Here is a 19,756-nt window from a genome sequence, read left to right as displayed (position 1 = left end):
GGCGCATGCCCCCCGTGCCCTGACTGCGGGGGGCGGCGGTTTACAGCCCAAGCCTTGCTTGATATGGTCCGCGCGCCTTTATGAAGGTATGAAGACGCCCCGCCGTCACCCACGTCCCACTTAAACGAGCGCCCCCATGAAGCTCATCGCCGGCAATAGCAATCATCCGCTTGCCGAGGCCATCTCGGCCTGCCTGAATGTTCCGCTGACGAAGGCCAGCATCCGGCGCTTCAGCGACATGGAAGTCTTCGTGGAAATCCTGGAGAACGTCCGCGGCGAGGACGTCTTTGTCATCCAGTCCACCTCCTACCCCGCCAACGACAACCTGATGGAGCTGCTGGTCACCATCGACGCGCTGCGTCGTGGTTCGGCCCGGCGCATCACGGCGGTGCTGCCCTACTACGGCTACGCCCGCCAGGACCGCAAGACCGGTCCCCGCACCCCGATCTCGGCCAAGCTGGTCGCCAACCTGATCACCACCGCCGGTGCCAACCGCGTGCTGACCATGGATTTGCACGCCGGCCAGATCCAGGGCTTCTTCGACATCCCCACCGACAACCTGGTGGCCGCCCCGGTGTTCGTGCAGGACATCGAAGCCACCATGGGCCGCCAGAACCTGATGATCGTCTCGCCCGACGTCGGTGGTGTGGTGCGCGCCCGCGCCATCGCCAACCGCCTGGACGCCGACCTGGCCATCATCGACAAGCGGCGTGAGCGCGCCGGCGTGTCGGAAGTGATGAACGTCATCGGTGACGTCAACGGCCGTGACTGCATCCTGGTCGACGACATCGTCGACAGCGCCGGCACCCTGTGCAACGCCGCCGTGGCCCTGAAGGAACGGGGCGCCAAGTCCGTGCGCGCCTACGTCACCCATGGCGTGCTGTCCGGCGGCGCCGTGGCCCGCGTGGCCCAGTCCCCGCTGGAAGCGCTGATCACCACCGACAGCATCCAGGCGACCGAGGCCGTGCGCGTGTCGCGCAATGTCCGCCACCTGACCGTCGCCCCCCTGATCGCCGAGGCCATCGAGCGCATCAGCAACGAGCGGTCGGTTTCCTCGCTGTTCGACTGAACCGTCGCCGTAGCCGGCGACCGTGCCAAGCACGCAAGAAGGCGGCCTCATGGCCGCCTTCTTGACTCAGTGGCTTGACTCCGGACCGGCGCGCGCATACACCCGCGCATTCCGACCGCGCTCAGCACCCCTGGAGGCTGGCGCATTGATGTAAGGAGTTAACCCATGACCCAGATTATTGCGTTCGCCGCCGAGGCGCGGAACGGGGCAGGCAAGGGGACCGCCCGTCAGACCCGCCGCGATGGCCGCATCCCTGCCGTGATCTACGGCAACAAGGAAAAGCCTGTGGCGATCTCGCTCGAGGCCGTCCATTTCACCCGCGTGCTGCACAAGCCGGGCTTCTTCACGCACCTGTACGACATCACCGTCGACGGCGTGACCACCCGCACCCTGCCGCGCGACGTCCAGTTCGACCCGGTGACCGACCGTCCCCTGCACGTCGACTTCCTGCGCGTCAGCGACACCACCGAGATCATCGTGAAGGTCCCGGTGGAGTTCACGGGCCACGACGCCAGCCCCGGCCTGAAGCGTGGCGGCGTGCTGAACATCGTCCGCCACGAGGTGGAGATGCACGTCCGCGCCAATGACATTCCGGAGCACCTGACGGTCGCCCTGGATGGCTTTGACGTGGGTGACTCCATCCACATCAGCTCCGTGAAGCTGCCGGAAGGCACCAGCCTGGTCGTCACCGACCGCGACTTCACCGTCGCCACCATCGCCGCTCCCTCGGGCTTGAAGTCCGAAGAGAACGCGGCGGCGGCTGCCGAGGCCTGATAGACGATGCGGCTGGTGGTCGGTCTGGGCAACCCTGGCCCGGAATATGCGCACCACCGGCACAACGTCGGCTTCATGGCGGTGGACGAACTCGCCCACCGCCATCGGTTCGGCCCCTGGAAGAAGCGCTTCCAGGGGCTGATCACCGAGGGGCAGATCGGCCCCGAAAAAGTTTACCTTTTGAAACCGCAGACCTTCATGAACCTGTCCGGCCAATCGGTCGGGGAGGCGATGCGGTTCTACAAGATGACGCCTGATCAGGTCATCGTCCTGCATGACGAACTGGACCTGCCGCCGGGCAAGCTGCGCGCCAAGAAGGGCGGCGGCCACGGCGGCCACAACGGCCTGCGCTCCATCGACGACCATATCGGCAAGGACTATTGGCGGATACGCCTGGGCATCGGCCATCCGGGGGACAAGAACCTGGTGCATGGCTGGGTGCTGTCCAATTTCGCCAAGGCCGATCAGACCTGGCTGGTTCCCTTTCTGGACGCCATCGTCGCCGACTTTGGCCTGATGACCGATGGCGAGGCGGAGAAATTCCAGAGCCGCATCGCCCTGGTGACGCAGCCGCCCAAGCCGGCGAAGCAAGCCGCGCCCAAGACATCCCCAGGCGAGCCCCGCTAAGCTCCCCCGTCAACGTCCCCGTCAACGACATGGATCAACCAACGCCGCCACGCGCCGGCGTGGCTGCCGTGATCACCCCCGCGTTGACTTGACGGCCATGGCCCTGGAAAGTCCTCCGATGGATCGGGGGCATGACACGACGCACCGCACATAACCGGCTGGACCGGGCGCGCCGCGACAGCGGCCGGCGCCTGATCGCCTGGCTGACGCTGGCGCTGCTGGCCATCGACGTGATGGCCGCGGGCGTGCTGCCGTTGCGCGTGCGGGCGTCGCCCGCCGATCCGGACACCGCCTACATCCTCTGCGGCCCGGCATCACCGGCCCATGAACAAAAGGCTAGCGGGCATAAGGGCGGTGACGCGTCCCGTCATGGGGCCGGCGGCCATGCCCAGCCATTCTGCGCCTACTGCCTGCCCTTCCTGCACGGCGGCATGGCCCTGCCGCCCCCCGTGTTCCTGCCCCTGCCCCGGCTCGCGGGCCGGTTGGATATGGCCGCGGCCGTCAGCCTGGCGGGGGCCGCCCCCTACCGCCAGTCCGCCTATCCCCGGGGCCCACCGGCCCGGGCCTGACCCACCCCCATCGATACCGCTTCCACCATCCCTCGACCGAGGGATGGGCCGGTGCGGTCCTTCCCAGTCGCGGCCCGTGCCGGGTCCCGCGCGCGGCGGTGCATGTCCGGACGCGCCCCATGACGGGGCGCGCCGCTGGAACCTTGCCGGCCGCCGGCACCCGGAGTCCGCCGCCCTTTTCGGATTGGCTACACGAATGTCATTCATCGTTTCCAGCGCCCCCACCGGGCGCCCTGCTCCGTCGCGTCGCCCCCGCGCCTCCGCCCCTTTGATCCGGGTATCGGCCCTGGCCCTGATGGCCGGTGCCCTGCCGTGGCTGCCGGCCACCGCGGTGGCCCAGCAGGCGGCGGCCGAAGGAAAGACCCCCGCCGTCGCCCTGCCCGCCATCGACGTGGATACGGAGTTCGCGGCCGGTGGCATGTCCGTCCCGTCCGCCGATGGCCACCTCAGCAGCCAGGCCATCGCCGACCGCCGAACCGCCACCCCCGATACCGCCGCCCTGCTCTCCGGCCTGCCCGGCGTCTCCCTTTATGGGGCCGGCGGCATCTCCAGCCTCCCGGTCCTCCGGGGCCTGGCGGACGACCGGGTGCTGACCCTGGTCAACAACGTGCCGGTCGCCGCGTCCTGCCCCAACCATATGAACCCGGCCCTGTCCTACATCGCCCCCGGCGATGTGGGCGCCATCGACGTACTGGCGGGGGTGACGCCCGTCAGCCGGGGCGGTGACAACATCGGCGGTACCATCGCCGTCACCACGCCGGAGCCGCAGTTCGCTGGTGAGGGCCAAGGCATGGCCGTGCACGGCGACGTGTCCACGGCCTTTCGCAGCGTGAACAATGGCACGACCGTGGGCGGCCACCTGTCCGCCGCGACCGATCGCTATGTCGTGGGCTATGCCGGGTCATGGAGCCGGGGCGGCGACTACGCCCGCGGCGGCGACGGAAAGGACGTCAACTCCACCCTGTTCGAAACCCAAAGCCACACGCTCAGCCTGGCGGCCCGGGTGGGCGACGATGGCGTGCTGGAGGTCCGCGGCGGCGTGCAGTACACGCCTTACGAGGGCTTCGCCAACCAGCGCATGGACATGACCGACAACCGCGGCACCTCGGTCGACGCGCACTACAAGGCCGGCTTCGCCTGGGGCAGCCTGGATGCCACCGCCTATTGGCAGCGTGTGCGCCACGCCATGAACTTCCTGGAGGACAAGGGCGGTTCGGATGGCGGCGGCATGCCCATGAACACCCGGTCCAACGCCGAAGGCTACACCGTGAAGGCCGACATTCCGCTCGGCGCCACCGACACGCTAAGGGTGGGCAGCGAGTTCCACCACTATGCCCTGGATGACTGGTGGCCGCCGGTGGGGGGCATGATGGCCATGATGATGGGGCCCAACACCTTCCACACCATCAACGGCGGCACACGCGACCGCCTGGGCACCTTCGTGGAATGGGAGCGGACCTGGGGTGGCGGCTGGAGCACCCTGGCCGGCCTGCGTAATGACACGGTGTGGACGAACACCGGCACCGTGTCGGGATACAACGCCAGCTACGCCGCCAACGCCGCCGCCTTCAACGCCCGCGACCGCGCCCGCACGGACGCGAATGTCGATGCCACGGCGGAGTTGCGCTACGCCATCGACGATCAGGCGACGGTCGATTTGGGCTATGCCCGCAAAAGCCGCTCCCCCAACCTGTATGAGCGCTATGCCTGGTCCACGGGCAACATGGCCAGCAGCATGATCACCTGGAATGGCGACGGGAACTACTACGTCGGCAATCCGGACCTGAAGCCCGAGGTCGCCAACACCGTCAGCGCCTCCTTCAGCTGGCATGCGGCCCCCGCCGCCGATGGCGCAGCGGCGCCCCCGGCCTGGGAAATCCGGCTGACGCCCCACTACAGCTATATCGAGGACTATATCAGCCAGCGCCTGCTGGCCCCGGTGGTCTCCAACGGCGTTCCCTTCGCCAAGGTCATGTTCGCCAACCGTGACGCCCGCACCTATGGCGTGGACCTGTCGGGCCAGGCCACCGTCTGGCGTGACGTCCGGTATGGCGCCATCGGCCTCAGCGGCGTGCTGGGCTGGGTCCGGGGCCAGACGGTGTCGGACGAGGATGGCCTCTACCACATGATGCCCCTGAACGGCCGCATCGCCCTGGACCACACCCTGGGCGGCTGGCACGGGACGGTGGAGGTGCAGATGGTCGACGCCAAGACGCAGGTCGACCGCCTGCTGCGGGAGCCCACCACGCCCGGCTACACTCTGGTGAACCTGCGCGGTAGTTACACCTGGGGGGACGTGCGGGTGGACTTCGCCATCGAGAACCTGATGGACAAGGCCTATGCCCTGCCGCTGGGCGGCATCGACTATGGCGACTGGCGGGCCGCCAACTACACCACGCCCCTGGGTTCGGTGCCTGGCCCCGGGCGGTCGTTCAATGCCGGCCTGACCGTCAAGTTCTGACGGCGACGGTCCTGACATGAGGCAGAAGACCGCCCCGTCCCGAATGTCGCCCGGCATCATGGCCGGCTTTCGTCCGGCCGCCTATGGCCGGGCGGTGCATCCGCGCGCCGGGGCGGTCTTTGCCGCCCTTATCGCCCTTGCCATCCAGGCCGCCCTGGTGACCTGGATGGCCAGGCTGTCGGCTCCGCCGGCCGCAGCCCGCGCACAAGGTGAAACCGTGGTGGTGGCCCGGTTGCTGCCCCCACCGCCGCGGGTGGTGGAAACAGCCCTGGTCCAGTCCCCCCCGGCCCAGCCCCGTCGCCAACCGCCCCCGCCCCATCCCCGGCAGCGGAGCCCCGCACCCGTCATGAGCCAACCGGCCCCTGCCCCGCCAGTCGTGGCGACACCCCTGCCCGCCCCCTCAGCACCACCCCCGGAGGCCGCGACCGCCGATGCGCCGCCCGCCGCCGTGATCCGACGCCCGCCCGACCCACCCCCGCCGGATGTGCTTGAGGCCTACACCCGCGCGGTGTGGCTGGCGCTCTCCCGCCACCGGCCCGCCCATGTCGCGGCGGCCGGCACGGTGGTGCTGTCCATTTCGGTGGCCGCCGACGGCCAGGTGCGAGACGCCGCGATCCTCACATCCAGCGGCAGCGGCGTGCTGGACGCTATCGCATTGCGCGCCGTCAGCCAAGCGGCCCCCCTGCCGGCACCGCCAGAGCCACTGCTGACGGACGGGCGGTTCAGCTTCACGGTGCCGTTCCGCTTCCGCTAATAGGGGCAAATGGGGGAGGACCGCCGAAAGGGGCGGTCAGGCCATGATGTCCAGCAAGCGCTTGCTGTTGTCGTCCACCGTCTGGGCGACCTTGGTCAGGGCCTTGAAGGTCAGGGCGTCGCTGCTGAGGCTGACCACATCGGTGGGGTTGATGTCGCCGCCCTTGGACGCCGCGATGGCCGTGGCGTCCCGATCCACGCGGGCGCTGCTGCTTTGCAGGCCGGCGGCCACGGTGGCGTAGGGATTGGGGGCGGTGATGCTGGTCATGGCTTACATATAGCATCGCCGCCGGCCTTGGCACAGGGGGCGGTTCTCAGCCCTGCGGCGGCACCACCAGCACGGTGACGGCGGGCACCGGGCTGTTGGACAATTGCAGCCGGTAGGTGCCGGCGGCCAGGCCGAAATCCACCACCTTGTGGATGCCGGAGCAGTTGGGCCCGTGCTTGTGGCTGGTGGACTCCACCGCCGTTCCATTCGCCACCACGTCGACCCAGGCCCCCGCGTCCAGCGCGATGCGATAGGGGCCGGAAGCGGGCACGGTGAAGGACACGATGCCGGCATAGGTCGACTCACCTGCGGGTTTGGGGGGCGTGGTGGCCAGGGTGACGCCCGCCTTGGGCGCCAGGGCTACCCGCGCCGGCGCACCGGGGGTCAGGGCCGGGGCGCCGCCGGACGCGGTCGCGGCCGTCACCGGCACGGCGGTGAGGCCCCAGGCCTTGAGGTCGGTCGGCCATTCCACCGCGACGCCCTTGCATGACGGGTCGACGGGGCTGGACACGGCCTTGCCCCCCTGGGCGGCCCTTTGGACAGCACCCTGGGCCCAGGCGGGACCCGCCAGGGCCATCACCATCATCCCTATCACCATTCCCTGTCCCTGCCGCATGACCGATCCCTTCCCTGCCACAGCGCTATATTTCTTTTGATATAGCGCCTGTGTTTCCTGGCCTGACAAGGAAATCGCACGGGATGTGGCGGCGGCAAGCCGGCGGCTCGCAAAAATCAGCCATGAGGGGAAGCCAAAGAAGGCGACGCTGGCGCCCGGTTACCAGCTGTTTTTAAGCCGATGGCCCAGTAAGACCGCGAAGATACGTCGCAGTCCGTGCCTCATGCGCCAGAACCTCAACGCCTGGTAAGTTGAACCCTGGACGCCTGGATGTTCCGGCGTCGTACGGCAGGGGGGCAGGTTGAAAGGCAAGATATGTCTATCTGGGCCACGCTGGCGGACGCTCGCGGTAGCCTTGGCCTTGATCCACACCGGCGCGGCGGGCGCGCAAGAGGTGGAGACGCCGCCACAAACGACGCCACCGGCGCAGGCGCAGGCTGAACCGGTGCCGGAGATGGTGGTGACCTCGCGCGAGCAGTTCGGTCGGGCGACCTACCGGGGCCTATCCAACTTTCTAAAGGTAATGGATCAGCTGGGGAGTTCAGGCCACCACCTGCACCTGGCTTTCAAAATCCAGTACAAAGGGGGGAGCATCGAATCGGAACCCGTCCAGATGTGGGCGGACTATGATGGCAAGGAGGACGAGATCGAATCCATCGCCGATGGCATTTTCCTCATTCCTTACCGCGCCGACTGGGAAGCGGCCGACGCGAAGCTGGTCACCAGCCCGCACTCGGGCACCCTGGAGGCCCTCCTCTTGCTGGAGGTGACGACCGACCCTGGCCAGACCATTCCCTATACCGAGTTGCGAGAGGGCGCCAAGCTGGTGGGCCGAGCCATCAGGGAATTCGTGCAGCCTGCCAAGGGCTTCTCGACGCCGGACATCGATGAATTGGATTTCCTGTGCGGGCCGCTGGAGCATTGCCAAGTCAGCGCCAGCATTGACGGCGGCGACGCGCTGAACCGGAACGAGTGGGGCAGGCCAGTCCTGAAATTCAGCCGCAAGCTGGACCGGCGCAACCCGGTCGTGCGCATCGCCGCCACGGCGGAGGATGGCACCCCTGGGCACATTTACGCTCTACCCATGTTCTAAGGGCCCATGCTTCGGGCTTTTTGTGATGGAAGGCAGCAACGTTGGGCCGGGCACGCCCAAAAATCGGCCGTCAGGTGGCCCTATACTTGCCCCAGTCACAACCCTTAGTAAGGAGGGCGCCGATGGGGGCGTCGTCTGACGGGATGGGAATATCGTGCAAGCCCAGATGTGGATGGGGGCGACGCTGGCCGCCCTGCTCACGGTTTACGCCGGTGCGGCTGGCGCGCAAACGACGGAACAAGCAACGGCGGACCCGGCCGCCACGGCTCAGGTCCCGCCCCAGGCCACCCCTTCCCAAACTGCCCCTCAGGACGAGGTCGTGCCGGAAATGGTGGTGACCTCGCGGGAGCAGTTCGGCAAGACCTCTTACGCCAAGCTGGCGGAAGCCTTGAAGGTGCTGGACCGTATGGAGAATTCCAGCGGCCACCACCTGCGCATGATCTTCAAGGTGCAGTTGGACAAGGGCAAGTCCGGCCCCCTGCCCATCCAGCTATGGGCCGTCTACAACGGCAAGGAAGAGGCCATTGAAGCCACGCCCGATGGCTATTTCTACATTCCCTACCGCGCCGACTGGGAGGCCGCCGACGCCAAACTGGTCAGCAATCAGGCCAAGGGGTCGCTGCGCGCCACGGTGATGCTGGAGGTGCTGTCCGACGGAAAGCAGCCCGTCGCCTATAGCGAATTGCGCCAAGGCGCCAAGGTGCTGGACCAGGCCATCGAGGAATTCGTGGGGCCGGTCATGGGCTTCTTCGTCCCCAGCATCGACGAACTGGACTTCAGTTGCGAGCCGGACGCCCACTGCCGCGTCCATGCCACCCTCGACACCGGGGAAGCGTTGGAAACCGACGACAAAGGACGGCCCATTTTGGAATTCGGCCGAAAGCTGGACCGGCGCAACCCCACCCTGCAACTCGGCGCCACGGCGGAGGATGGCAGCCCCACGCGCCTCTACGCCCTGCCCCAATTCCATGTGTTCTGAGCGGCCTGTATTCTGATTGGAAAAGGCGGGGCCCGCGGCATCACCGCCGGCCCCGCCCCGTCAGGCGGCGCGCACGCGGCTGATGAAGCTGCCCACCTCCGTCCGCAGGATGTCGGAGCTGCGGCCCAGGCCGCTGGCCGCGGCCAGCACCTGGGAGGCGGCCTGTCCGGCCTCCGCCGATGCCACGGTGACGCCGGCGATGCTGCGCGACACGTCCTGCGTGCCGTGGGCCGCCTGGTCGACATTGCGGGCGATCTCCTGCGTCGCGGCGCTCTGTTCCTCGACCGCCGAGGCGATGGCGCTGGAGATCTGGCTCAGTTCATCGATCACCGCGCCGATGCCCTCGATGGCGCCCACGGCCTGCCGGGTGGAGGCCTGGACCTCCGCGATCTGGGCCACGATCTCGTCGGTGGCCTTGGCGGTCTGGGTCGCCAGGGTCTTGACCTCCCCCGCCACGACGGCGAAGCCCCGGCCGGCCTCACCCGCCCGCGCCGCCTCGATGGTGGCGTTGAGGGCCAGCAGGTTGGTCTGGCTGGCGATGTTGCTGATCAGCTCGATGACCCGGCCGATACGCTCGGCGTTGGAGGCCAGGCCGCGCACCATCTCGTTGGCCAACCGCGCCCGCTCCACGGCACTGCTGGACACCTCGCTGGAATGGCCGACGCGCTGGCTGATCTCCCCGATGGAGGAGGAGAGCTGCTCCGCCGCCGAGGACACGGTCTGGACATTGGCCGTGGTCTGGTCGGCCGCCGCCGCCACGGTGGTGGCCTGCCGGTTGGTTTCCTCGGCGATGGAGGACATGGCCGTGGCGGTGGACGACAGTTGCTCAGCCGCGGAGGAGACCGCCTTGACCACGCCGGCCACCTTGGCGTCGAACAGGTCCGCCAACTCATCCATGGCCTTCTTCTTTTCGGCCGCGGCGTGCTGTTCCTGTTCCTTCGCGGCAGCCTCCATCTCGCGGTTGCGCAGGATATTGCTCTTGAAGACCTGCATGGTCTCCGCCACCGCCCCCAGCTCATCCTTGCGGCCCAAGCCGAAGACGGTGAAACCCACGTCGCCGGCGGCCAGGCGCTGCAGGCAATCCACCATGGCGCCGATGGGGCGAGCGACACCGACATGGCCGATGCCCATGCCCAGGGCCACCCCTACCAGGGTCCCAGCGATCGTCCCGATCAGCATGATGCGCTTGGCATCATCGGCCATGACCTGACCCCGCCGCGCCATGTCGGTGCCCGCCTGGTCGTAATGGTCCGCCAGCGCGCGGACCCGCTGCTGCAATTGGTCAACCAGGACCCGGCCTTCCTTGACCGACGCGATCACGGCCATCTGGTCCACGGTGGGGGCCACGCCGCCCTGGGTGCGCGCCTTCGCCATCGTCGCCTCAAGGTTGCCCACCAAGGCGCCATAACCCTCGGCCACCGTCCTCAGCATTTCCTGTTCCTGGGGATCGGCACCGGACCGCAGGTCATTCAGGCTGCGCTCGAACAGCGCGCGGTTCTCGGCCACCGACTTTTCCACCGTCGCCATCGACTCCTGCGACGCATCCATGCCCATGCGGTATTGGGAGCGGTTGAGCGCGATCAGGGTCTGGTTCATGCGGGCGGCGCGCAGCGCCTGGCCATCCGCGTCGTCAATATCCTGCCCGGCCGCGCCCAGGGTGACGGCGCTATGGTATCCGGTGTAGCCCACATAAATCAGGATGGAGGACAACAACCCAACGATTATCAATATCTTGTAGACGATCGGAATATTTTTTAAGGACATCTAACCCTCCTGAGGTAACACCTGCGGCCGGCGCACAGATGATCAGGTGAATTCTCTGTCCTCTCTCACTTAATAATCTATTAAAGGAATGGAATACCCATCAATTCATCAGAAGATTGATCCAGATCAGGCGTTCATTCAGCGTTAATATTGCTTTTTATTTATTGAGGCTGGCATTTATTTGCGGCCCCAATTCTGAGGCGGGACGGGCGGTCCCGCCTCAGCAAACCAGAAATCAGAAACCGTTGTTCTTGGCGACCTTGGCGTACCACAGGCCGCTGTCCTTGATCGTCCGCTTCTGATCGTTCTTGTAATCGACATAGACCAGGCCGAAGCGCTGGGTATAACCCTGGGCCCACTCGAAGTTGTCCATGAGGCTCCAGGCGTGGTAGGCGCGAACGGGCGCCCCGTCCTGGATGGCGCGGGACAGGGCGGCGAAATAGGCCTTCATGTACTCGATGCGCTGGACGTCCTTCACCCGGCCGTTGACCAGCGGCGTGTTGTAGGAGGCGCCGCTTTCCGTGATCTCGATGGGGCGGTTGCCGATGGCCTTGGCCATGCGCACCAGCGTGTCGTGGAAGCCGTCCGGGTCGATGTCCCAGCCGATGTCGGTCTTGGCGTGCGGCCCCACGCCCCACTCATGCGCGGTGTTCAGGCCGGGGACGCCGTTGCCCTCGGGCTTATCCGCCACCACCCAGCGGGTGTAGTAGTTCAGGCCGACCATGTCATAGTCGGCGCGCATGACCGTCTCATCCCCCGGCTGGAAGCCCAGCAGCGCGTCGCGCTGGTCGGGCGGCAGCACGTCGGGGTAGGTGCCGTCCAGCACCGGCTGCAGGAACCACAGGTTCAGGAAGCGGTGATAGCGCTCGGCCGCGGCCTTGTCGGCCTCGCTGTCCGTGCGCGGCACCATGTTGGCCACGTCGCAGACGCTGCCGACCTGGAACTTGGGATTGATGGCCTTCAGGGCGCGGAAGGCCTTGCCCTGGCTGAGGTTCACCACATGGGTGGCCTTCAGCATCTGCAGCGGATCCTTGTGGCCGGGGGCGAAGATGCCTTCCCAATAGCCCAGGTGGGTGAAGGTCTTGGGCTCGTTCAGGATGGCCCAGTGGGTGATGCGGTCGCCCAGGGCGCGGCCGACGATGTCGGCATACTCCGCCAGCCGGTCGGCGGTGTCGCGGTTGGTCCAGCCGCCGGCGTCGTCCAGGGCCTGCGGCAGATCCCAATGGTACAGCGTGACCAGGGGGCGGGCGCCCGCCTCCAGCACCGCGTCGGTCAGGCGCTTGTAATAATCCAGGCCCGCCTGATTCACCGCCCCCTTGCCCAGCGGCTGCACCCGCGACCAGGCGATGGAATAGCGGTAGCTCTTCAGGTTCATCTGCCGGATGAGGGCCGCGTCCTCCTTGTACTTGTGATAGCTGTCGCAGGCCACGTCACCGGTCGCGTTCTCCTTGATGTGGCCCGGCTGGTGGGTGAAGGTGTCCCAGATAGACGGCCCCTTGCCGTCGGCGTTCCACCCGCCCTCGACCTGATAGGCGGCGGTGGCGGCCCCCCACAGGAAATCCTTCGGAAACACGACTTGGCCCGCCGGCATGGCCGCCAGCGCGGACCGCCAGGCCGCGGTCGTTCCCCCCAGGGCGCCTATACCGGCCAGGGCGGCCGTGCCCTGCAACAGGGCGCGACGATTCATCATGCTCATTACACTCCGCTTCTTGGTAGCGCCTCATCCCCACGGAGCCCCCGCCGCGAACGCTCATCCCGCGGCAAGATCCGGTATCGGCTGTACGGCAAGGCCAGGGCGCGCGCCGGCATGCGCAATTCCGCCGGATGACCCGGCCTGAAAACGGTGCCAGCCTTGGTTTTTGTCATGCCCTTCCTCCCTGAAGGACTTTTACCCAATGCGGACAACGCTGTCACACGTCATGTGACCGCTACCGCGCGGGAATTTTGCCAACGACCCGGCATTATCCGATTGATTTATATTTCACACTTTTGTGATGGTGATTTATTCGGAGATGCATGGCACCGTTGTGAAAGAGGCGCCTGCACTCCCCAGCGTGAAGGTTGTACACGCTCCGGGGCTTATGCATTAATCTCACGTCTCGAATTTGGGGAAAGGCCGCTCATGACCCGACCGGGTTCGTCTCACGTCGACTTATCCCTTTCGGACGGGTCCCTTCTGGATGGGGACGCCTCGTGACGGCCGTGGCATCGGGCGCGACCGTCCGGCCGGCCAAGCGGGGCTGGTCCTTCCTGGCGCCCACCATCCTGCCCGGCTTCGGCACGGCCTTCGGCTTCACCCTGGCCTATCTATGCCTGATCGTCCTGATCCCCCTGGGCCATATGGCGCTGCGGGCGGCGGACGTGGGCTGGGATCGGTTCTGGGCCATCACCCTGGCCCCGCGGGTGCTGCACGCCTTTTATGTCAGCTTCGGCTGCGCCCTGGCGGCGGCGCTGATCAACGCCGTGTTCGGCCTGGTCGTCGCCTGGGTCCTGGTGCGCTACCGCTTCCCCGGCCGGCGCTTGATCGACGCCATGGTCGACCTGCCCTTCGCCCTGCCGACCTCCGTCGCCGGCATCGCGCTGACCGCCATCTATGCCCCCAACGGCTGGATCGGCGCCCTGGCCAAGGCCGCCGGCTTCAAGATCGCCTTCACCCCCATCGGCATCGTCATCGCCCTGGTGTTCGTCGGCCTGCCCTTCATCGTCCGCACGGTGGAGCCGGTGCTGCAGGACCTGGATGCCGAGGTGGAGGAGGCCGCCGCCTCCCTGGGCGCCACGCGCTGGCAGACCTTCATCAAGGTGCTGCTGCCCGCCATCCTGCCGGCGCTGATCACCGGCGTGGCCCTGGCCTTCGCCCGTGGTGTGGGCGAATACGGCTCCGTCATCTTCATCGCCGGCAACATCCCGGCGGTGTCCGAGATCGTGCCCCTGCTGATCGTCGCCCGGCTGGAGCAGTACGATTATGCCGGCGCCACCGTCATCGCCACGGCCATGATGGGGGTTTCCTTCCTCATGCTGCTGGGCATCAATTTCCTGCAGCGCTGGACCCGGTCGCGCCATGCCCGCTGATCCGCATTCCCGCCGCCCCGCCGTGGGCGAGGGGCCCGTGACGCGCTTGGCGCTCATCGGCCTGGCCATCCTGTTCCTGGCGGCCTTCCTGGCCCTGCCGCTCGCGGCGGTGTTCAGCCAGGCCCTGGCCAAGGGCTTCGGCGCCTTCCTCAAGGGCCTGACCGACCCCGACGCCCTGTCCGCCATCCAGCTGACCCTGACGGTGGCCGCCATCGCCGTGCCGCTGAACCTGGTGTTCGGCGTGGCCGCCAGCTGGGCCATCGCCAAGTTCAATTTCCGGGGCAAGAGCCTGCTGCTGGCCCTGATCGACCTGCCCTTCTCCGTCTCGCCCGTCATTTCCGGCCTGGTCTACGTGCTGCTGTTCGGCCTGCACGGCAGCTTCGGCCCCTGGCTGCGCGACCACGGGGTGCAGATCATCTTCGCCGTGCCCGGCGTGGTCATGGCCACCGTCTTCGTCACCTTCCCCTTCGTGGCGCGCGAACTGATCCCCCTGATGCAGGAACAGGGGGTGGAGGATGAGGAAGCGGCCATCGTGCTGGGCGCCAGCGGCTGGCAGACCTTCCGCCTGGTGACCCTGCCCAACATCCGCTGGGGACTGCTGTACGGCGTGCTGTTGTGCAACGCCCGCGCGATGGGGGAGTTTGGGGCGGTGTCCGTCGTTTCCGGCCACATCCGGGGCAAGACCAACACCATGCCCCTGCATGTCGAGATTCTGTACAACGAATACAACTTCGTGGCCGCCTTCGCGGTGGCCTCGCTGCTGGCGCTGCTGGCGCTGGTCACCCTGGCGGCCAAGGCGATCCTGGAATGGCGCTTCGCCGACCAGATCGCCGCCGCCAAGCGGTGAGGCCAAACGGGTGAAGAAAGCGGCGACAATGACGATCAAGCAAACGGGCGGCGCGCATGGCCATTGAAATCCGCAATGTGGAAAAGACTTTCGGCGCCTTCACCGCCCTGGGCGGCGTCAGCCTGGACGTGCGCTCGGGCGAGCTGCTGGCCCTGCTGGGGCCCAGCGGCTCGGGCAAGACCACCCTGCTGCGCATCATCGCCGGGCTGGACCATGCCGACGCCGGCGAGGTGAGCTTCGACGGGCAGGACACCCGCGACCGCGCCGCGCGCGATCGCAAGGTGGGTTTCGTCTTCCAGCACTACGCCCTGTTCCGGCACATGACCGTCTTCGACAACGTGGCCTTCGGCCTGCGCGTCAAGAAAAAGGCGGAACGGCCGGCGGAAATGGACATCCGCCGCCGGGTGGGCCAGCTGCTGGAAATGGTGCAGTTGTCGCACCTGGCCAGCCGTTATCCCAGCCAGTTGTCCGGCGGCCAGCGTCAGCGCGTGGCCCTGGCCCGCGCGCTGGCCATTGAGCCCAAGGTGCTGCTGCTGGATGAGCCCTTCGGCGCGCTGGACGCCAAGGTGCGCAAGGATTTACGCAAGTGGCTGCGCCACCTGCACGACGACATGCACATCACCTCCATCTTCGTGACCCATGACCAGGAGGAGGCGCTGGAACTGGCGGACCGCGTGGTCGTCATGAACCATGGCCAGATCATCCAGGTGGGCACCCCGGCGGAGGTGTACGACACCCCGGCCGACAGCTTCGTCTTCGACTTCCTGGGCGGGGTGAACCGACTGAACGGCGTCATCGAGGGGGGCGTCGCCCGGCTGGACGGCAAGGCCGTAAGGGTCGACGGCGAGGTGGGCCCTAACGGCCCGGCCGTCATCTATGTCCGGCCCCATCAGGTGGAACTGGACGTGGCGCCCGGCGACGGCGTGCCGGAGGGCAAGTGGAGCGCGCGGGTCAGCAGCCTGCACGCCGCCGGCCCCGTGGCCCGGCTGGAGCTGGACCTGGCCGGCCGCGCGCTGGAAGCGCAGCTGTCCCGCGACCGGCTGAGCGATCTGGCGCTGGACGTCGGCAGCTGGTGTACTGTGGACTTCCGTCACGCCCGGGTGTTTCCCGCTAAAAACTAGTGGGTGAAGGTGTGACGGCGTAACGGATATCAGGGCGTGCGAATCATGGACGGGCAGACGGTCGACCTCACGGCGGTGATGCGGGACATCGGGCAGCGGGCGCGCGCCGCCAGCGCCCAGTTGGCCGTGACCACGCCGGAGCAGCGCGTCGCCGGGCTGCGCGCCGCCGCGGTCGCCCTGCGCGCCGACGCCGTCCTCATCTTGGACGCCAACGCCCGCGACATGGCGGCCGGCCAGGCCAAGGGCCTGACCCCCGCCCTGCTGGACCGCCTGCGCCTGGACGAGGGCCGGCTGGAGGCCATCGCCAAGGGGCTGGAGGACGTTGCCGACCTGCCCGATCCCCTGGGTGCGGTCATGGCGGACTGGACCCGGCCTAACGGCCTGCGCATCCAGCGGGTGCGGGTGCCCCTGGGCGTCATCGGCATCATCTATGAAAGCCGGCCCAACGTGACGGCGGATGCCGGTGGCCTGTGCGTGAAGTCCGGCAACGCCGCCATCCTGCGCGGCGGGTCGGAAAGCCTGCATTCCTCCAGCACCATCGTGGACGCCATGCGCCGGGGCCTGGTGGAGGGCGGCCTGCCCGCCGACGCCGTGCAGCTGGTGCCCACCACCAACCGCGCCGCCGTGGGCATCCTGCTGACCATGACCGATTTCGTCGACGTCATCATTCCCCGGGGCGGCAAGTCGCTGACGGCACGGGTGGCGGCGGAATCGCGCGTGCCGGTCATCAAGCACCTGGACGGCATCTGCCACGTTTACCTGGACCGGGCGGCCGATCCGGCCAAGGGCCGCGCCATCGCGCTCAACGCCAAGATGCGCCGCACCGGCATCTGCGGCGCCATGGAGACGCTGCTGGTCCACCGCGACGTGGCGGCGGCCCAGCTGCCCGCCCTGATCGAAGATCTGGTCGCCGCCGGCTGCGAGGTGCGGGGCGACGCCACGGTCCAGTCCCTGGACGGCCGCGTCCTGCCCGCCGACGACGCCGACTGGGATACCGAATACCTGGACGCCATCCTGTCGGTGAAGGTGGTGGACGGCGTGGACGACGCCATCGCGCATATCGAGCGCCACGGCAGCCACCATACCGACAGCATCGTGACGGAGGATGCGGCCACGGCGGAGTATTTCCTGGCGCGGGTGGACAGCGGCATCGTGCTGTGGAACGCCTCCACCCAGTTCGCCGATGGTGGGGAGTTCGGCTTCGGCGCGGAAATCGGCATTTCCACCGGCAAGCTGCACGCCCGCGGCCCCGTGGGCGCGGAGCAGCTGACCAGTTACAAGTACGTCGTGCGCGGCGACGGCCAGACGCGCCCGTAAGCGACCGGCTGGCTTACCCCTCATGTCAACCTCCCCCCACGGCCGCTATTGGATTCGACCGCGGCCGCTGACCGGTGCCAGTTGGGCCGGCCGGCGCATCGGCATTCTGGGCGGGTCCTTCAACCCCGCCCATGCCGGCCACCGCCATGTCAGCCAATGGATGCTGCGCCGGCTGAAGCTGGACCAGGTGTGGTGGCTGGTCAGCCCGCAGAACCCGTTGAAGCAGACGCGCGGCATGGCCACGCTGGATGCCCGGCTGGATGCCGCCCGCGCTGCCGCCCGCGATCCGCGCATCCTGGTGACGGACCTGGAGACGCAGCTGGGCACCCGCTACACCGTGGACACGCTGGAGGCCCTGCGCCGCCGCTATCCCCGCACCCGCTTCGTTTGGATCATGGGCGCCGACAACCTGTTGCAGATTCCGCGCTGGCGGGGATGGACGCGCATCCTGGGCCGCATGCCCGTTGCCGTGTTTCCGCGCCGCCCCTATTCCCTAAAGGCGCTTGTCGGCCAGGCCGCGCGGCGGTATTCCCGGAGCAGGGTTCCGCCACGGGACGCGGGTGGGCTGCCGGCACGGCCGGCGCCGGCCTGGACCTTTCTGGACGGGCCGCTGCACCCCGCCTCCTCCACCGAGATCCGGCGGAAGGGGTGGTGGGCCGGCCGATGACCGGGAAACCAACCGCCGGGGCTAACCCCGTGGGCAAGACGCCACCGTTCGGCTTGCCCACGGACATCAACGGATTATCATCAGGGTGCGGGCCGGTCCTCCGGTCCTGAGCGCCCTTTTTTGCTTAGAGGTAACGATCATTTCCACCATCGCCCATTTCCCGACGCCGACCGCTGGGCGGACGGCGCCCCAGCCGCTTCCGGACATGGCGGCCCCCGACTTCCCCGAGCAGCTGCGCGACCTGATCGTCGCCAGTGTGGAGGATGACAAGGCCGAAGGCACCGTGGTGCTCGACCTCAAGGGCAAGTCCACCCTGGCCGACTACATCGTCATCACCTCCGGCCGCTCCGCCCGCCAGGTGGACGCGATGGCTGGCCACCTGCTGTCCAAGCTCAAGGAAGTCGGGCTGGTCGGCCTGGACGCCGAAGGCACGCCCCAGTGCGACTGGGTGCTGATCGACGCCGGCGACGTGCTGGTCCACCTGTTCCGTCCGGAGGTCCGCGCCTTCTACAATCTGGAAAAGATGTGGGGCGTGGAACTGCCGCCCGACTTCGCCGGGTTCGGTGCGCCGGCCGGCGACTTTTTGTCTGTTTGATCGTGATCGAACGGTAGCGGGATCGGGCCCATGCGCGTTTGGCTGATCGCCGTCGGCCGCAGCCGGCCGGGCCCCGCCCGCGACCTGTTCGAAGAGTACAAGGGCCGCATCACCTGGCCCTTTGCCTTGCGTGAGGTTGAGTGCCGCAAGCGGGTGGAGGGGGATGAGCTGAAGCGGCTGGAGGCCCAGCTGCTGCTGGAAGCCATCCCTTCCGGCGCCACCCTGGTGGCCCTGGACGAACGCGGCAAGGCCCTGCCCAGCGAGGCCTTCGCCCGCCAGGTCGGCACCTGGCGCGACGGCGGCGTGGCCGACCTCGCCTTCGTCATCGGCGGTGCCGACGGCCTGGCTGAAGAAGTGCGCCGCCGCGCCGCCCTGCTCATCGCCTTCGGCCCCATGACCTGGCCGCACATGATGGTGCGCGGCATGCTGGCCGAACAGCTTTACCGCGCCCAGCAAATCCTGGCGGGACATCCCTACCACCGGGTGTAAGGGCCACACGCTTGCGGTGCGTCAATGCCCGCGGCGGGGCATCCTGCCAGTCTTCGCCCACCCAGGGCCCATGAGGGCACGCGGAGGGGGAGGGGACGCATGGCCGTGCTGATCGCCTGTTATTCGCTGACCGGCACGACGCGCGCCGTGGTGCAGGAATTGGCCCGGCACCTGCGTGCCGATATCGAGGAAATCCGCTGCGACCGGTACACCGTCAGCTTCCTAGGCTGGTGGCGCGCCGCGATGGACAGCCGCCGGCGCCGGCTGGTCGAGATCGCCCCCGCCGTCCATGCCGTACGCGACTATGACCTGGTGATCCTGGCCGGCCCGATCTGGGCCTGGCAGCCCTGCCCGCCCTTGCGCGCCTATGTCCAGCGCGAACGGGCGGAGTTGCCGGACACCGCCCTGCTGCTGACCCATGGCGGTTCGGCCGGACCGCAGTCGCTGGACGCGCTGGGGGCCTGGGTGGGAAAGCCGCCCAAGGCGCGCCTGACCATCACCGCCGCCGAAATGAAGAGCGGCACCTACATCGAGACGGTGGCCCATTTCGCCCAGACCGTGAGTCCCGCCCCAGTACCGATGGCCCCAGTACCGGTGGCCCCGGTGCCGGCACCCCAACCCCTTGCGGTGGATCAATGCGCCGGCTGAACGATTAGGGCCGACTGGGCGGGTCGCCAC

20 protein-coding genes are annotated in these 19,756 nt (G+C 67.8%); 16 read left to right on the top strand and 4 right to left on the bottom strand.

Going from position 1 to position 19,756, the window contains the following annotated elements; translation table 11 throughout:
- The first annotated feature begins 136 nt into the window (after positions 1–136).
- From FBZ90_RS24000 to FBZ90_RS28720, 6 genes are all read left to right on the top strand, one after another.
- Positions 137–1,069: a ribose-phosphate pyrophosphokinase gene (locus FBZ90_RS24000; RefSeq protein ID WP_145735601.1), complete on the top strand. Its 933-nt coding sequence runs from the start codon at positions 137–139 to the stop codon at positions 1,067–1,069.
- 165 nt (positions 1,070–1,234) lie between these two features.
- The gene (locus FBZ90_RS23995) at positions 1,235–1,843 is read left to right on the top strand and encodes a 50S ribosomal protein L25/general stress protein Ctc (RefSeq protein WP_145735599.1); all 609 of its coding nucleotides are present in this window, start codon (positions 1,235–1,237) and stop codon (positions 1,841–1,843) included.
- A gap of 6 nt (positions 1,844–1,849) precedes the next feature.
- Positions 1,850–2,470, top strand: a complete 621-nt coding sequence (pth, locus tag FBZ90_RS23990) for an aminoacyl-tRNA hydrolase (RefSeq protein ID WP_145735597.1) — start codon at positions 1,850–1,852, stop codon at positions 2,468–2,470.
- A gap of 131 nt (positions 2,471–2,601) precedes the next feature.
- Entirely contained in the window at positions 2,602–3,039 is a 438-nt protein-coding gene (locus FBZ90_RS23985; RefSeq protein ID WP_145735595.1) for a DUF2946 family protein, read from the top strand.
- Between the two features lie 196 nt (positions 3,040–3,235).
- Positions 3,236–5,500: a TonB-dependent receptor gene (locus tag FBZ90_RS23980; RefSeq protein WP_186456016.1), complete on the top strand. Its 2,265-nt coding sequence runs from the start codon at positions 3,236–3,238 to the stop codon at positions 5,498–5,500.
- 16 nt (positions 5,501–5,516) lie between these two features.
- On the top strand, positions 5,517–6,254 hold the full coding sequence (locus FBZ90_RS28720) for a TonB family protein (protein WP_145735591.1): 738 nt from the start codon (positions 5,517–5,519) through the stop codon (positions 6,252–6,254).
- A 36-nt stretch (positions 6,255–6,290) separates the two neighbouring features.
- Here the strand turns inward: FBZ90_RS28720 and FBZ90_RS23970 are convergent, their stop codons facing one another.
- Together FBZ90_RS23970 and FBZ90_RS23965 are read right to left on the bottom strand one after the other, a co-directional pair.
- Positions 6,291–6,521, bottom strand: a complete 231-nt coding sequence (locus tag FBZ90_RS23970; RefSeq protein WP_145735589.1) for a hypothetical protein — start codon at positions 6,519–6,521, stop codon at positions 6,291–6,293.
- Positions 6,522–6,567: 46 nt separating this feature from the next.
- Positions 6,568–7,107 carry a hypothetical protein gene (locus FBZ90_RS23965; protein WP_145735587.1) on the bottom strand — a complete coding sequence of 180 codons (540 nt, stop codon included), beginning with the start codon at positions 7,105–7,107 and terminating at the stop codon, positions 6,568–6,570.
- Positions 7,108–7,498: 391 nt separating this feature from the next.
- On the opposite strand from FBZ90_RS23965, the gene FBZ90_RS23960 reads away from it, so the two are divergent.
- Both FBZ90_RS23960 and FBZ90_RS23955 read left to right on the top strand, forming a co-directional pair.
- Complete coding sequence (locus FBZ90_RS23960; protein WP_145735585.1) at positions 7,499–8,230, top strand: hypothetical protein; 732 nt, start codon at positions 7,499–7,501, stop codon at positions 8,228–8,230.
- Positions 8,231–8,384: 154 nt separating this feature from the next.
- Positions 8,385–9,209, top strand: coding sequence for a DUF2987 domain-containing protein (locus FBZ90_RS23955; protein ID WP_145735583.1), 825 nt, complete (start codon positions 8,385–8,387; stop codon positions 9,207–9,209).
- 60 nt (positions 9,210–9,269) lie between these two features.
- Here FBZ90_RS23955 and FBZ90_RS23950 read toward each other — a convergent pair whose 3' ends face one another.
- On the bottom strand, positions 9,270–10,973 hold the full coding sequence (locus tag FBZ90_RS23950) for a methyl-accepting chemotaxis protein (RefSeq protein ID WP_246130824.1): 1,704 nt from the start codon (positions 10,971–10,973) through the stop codon (positions 9,270–9,272).
- A 235-nt stretch (positions 10,974–11,208) separates the two neighbouring features.
- Complete coding sequence (locus FBZ90_RS23945; protein ID WP_246130817.1) at positions 11,209–12,663, bottom strand: GH1 family beta-glucosidase; 1,455 nt, start codon at positions 12,661–12,663, stop codon at positions 11,209–11,211.
- 512 nt (positions 12,664–13,175) lie between these two features.
- On the opposite strand from FBZ90_RS23945, the gene cysT reads away from it, so the two are divergent.
- The 8 genes from cysT to FBZ90_RS23905 all read left to right on the top strand — a co-directional run bounded on the left by cysT (position 13,176) and on the right by FBZ90_RS23905 (position 19,726).
- A complete protein-coding gene (gene cysT, locus FBZ90_RS23940) occupies positions 13,176–14,042 on the top strand; it encodes a sulfate ABC transporter permease subunit CysT (RefSeq protein ID WP_186456020.1) in 867 nt (288 codons plus the stop codon).
- Entirely contained in the window at positions 14,032–14,889 is an 858-nt protein-coding gene (cysW, locus tag FBZ90_RS23935) for a sulfate ABC transporter permease subunit CysW (RefSeq protein ID WP_145735581.1), read from the top strand. Before cysT ends, cysW begins: the two co-directional genes overlap by 11 nt.
- A 56-nt stretch (positions 14,890–14,945) precedes the next feature.
- Positions 14,946–16,010 carry a sulfate/molybdate ABC transporter ATP-binding protein gene (locus tag FBZ90_RS23930; protein ID WP_145735579.1) on the top strand — a complete coding sequence of 355 codons (1,065 nt, stop codon included), beginning with the start codon at positions 14,946–14,948 and terminating at the stop codon, positions 16,008–16,010.
- A 45-nt stretch (positions 16,011–16,055) separates the two neighbouring features.
- On the top strand, positions 16,056–17,327 hold the full coding sequence (locus tag FBZ90_RS23925; RefSeq protein WP_145735577.1) for a glutamate-5-semialdehyde dehydrogenase: 1,272 nt from the start codon (positions 16,056–16,058) through the stop codon (positions 17,325–17,327).
- A gap of 22 nt (positions 17,328–17,349) precedes the next feature.
- Entirely contained in the window at positions 17,350–17,994 is a 645-nt protein-coding gene (locus tag FBZ90_RS23920) for a nicotinate-nucleotide adenylyltransferase (protein WP_145735575.1), read from the top strand.
- A gap of 205 nt (positions 17,995–18,199) precedes the next feature.
- On the top strand, positions 18,200–18,589 hold the full coding sequence (gene rsfS, locus FBZ90_RS23915) for a ribosome silencing factor (protein ID WP_145613308.1): 390 nt from the start codon (positions 18,200–18,202) through the stop codon (positions 18,587–18,589).
- Between the two features lie 30 nt (positions 18,590–18,619).
- Complete coding sequence (rlmH, locus tag FBZ90_RS23910; RefSeq protein WP_145735573.1) at positions 18,620–19,078, top strand: 23S rRNA (pseudouridine(1915)-N(3))-methyltransferase RlmH; 459 nt, start codon at positions 18,620–18,622, stop codon at positions 19,076–19,078.
- A 99-nt stretch (positions 19,079–19,177) separates the two neighbouring features.
- Positions 19,178–19,726 carry a flavodoxin family protein gene (locus FBZ90_RS23905; RefSeq protein ID WP_145735571.1) on the top strand — a complete coding sequence of 183 codons (549 nt, stop codon included), beginning with the start codon at positions 19,178–19,180 and terminating at the stop codon, positions 19,724–19,726.
- Positions 19,727–19,756: the final 30 nt, after the last annotated feature.

The sequence above is a fragment of the Nitrospirillum pindoramense genome (assembly GCF_007827955.1).
Taxonomy (GTDB): Bacteria; Pseudomonadota; Alphaproteobacteria; order Azospirillales; family Azospirillaceae; genus Nitrospirillum; species Nitrospirillum amazonense_B.
Note: the sequence above shows the minus strand (reverse complement) of the source record. Positions and strands in the feature narration are given on the sequence as shown.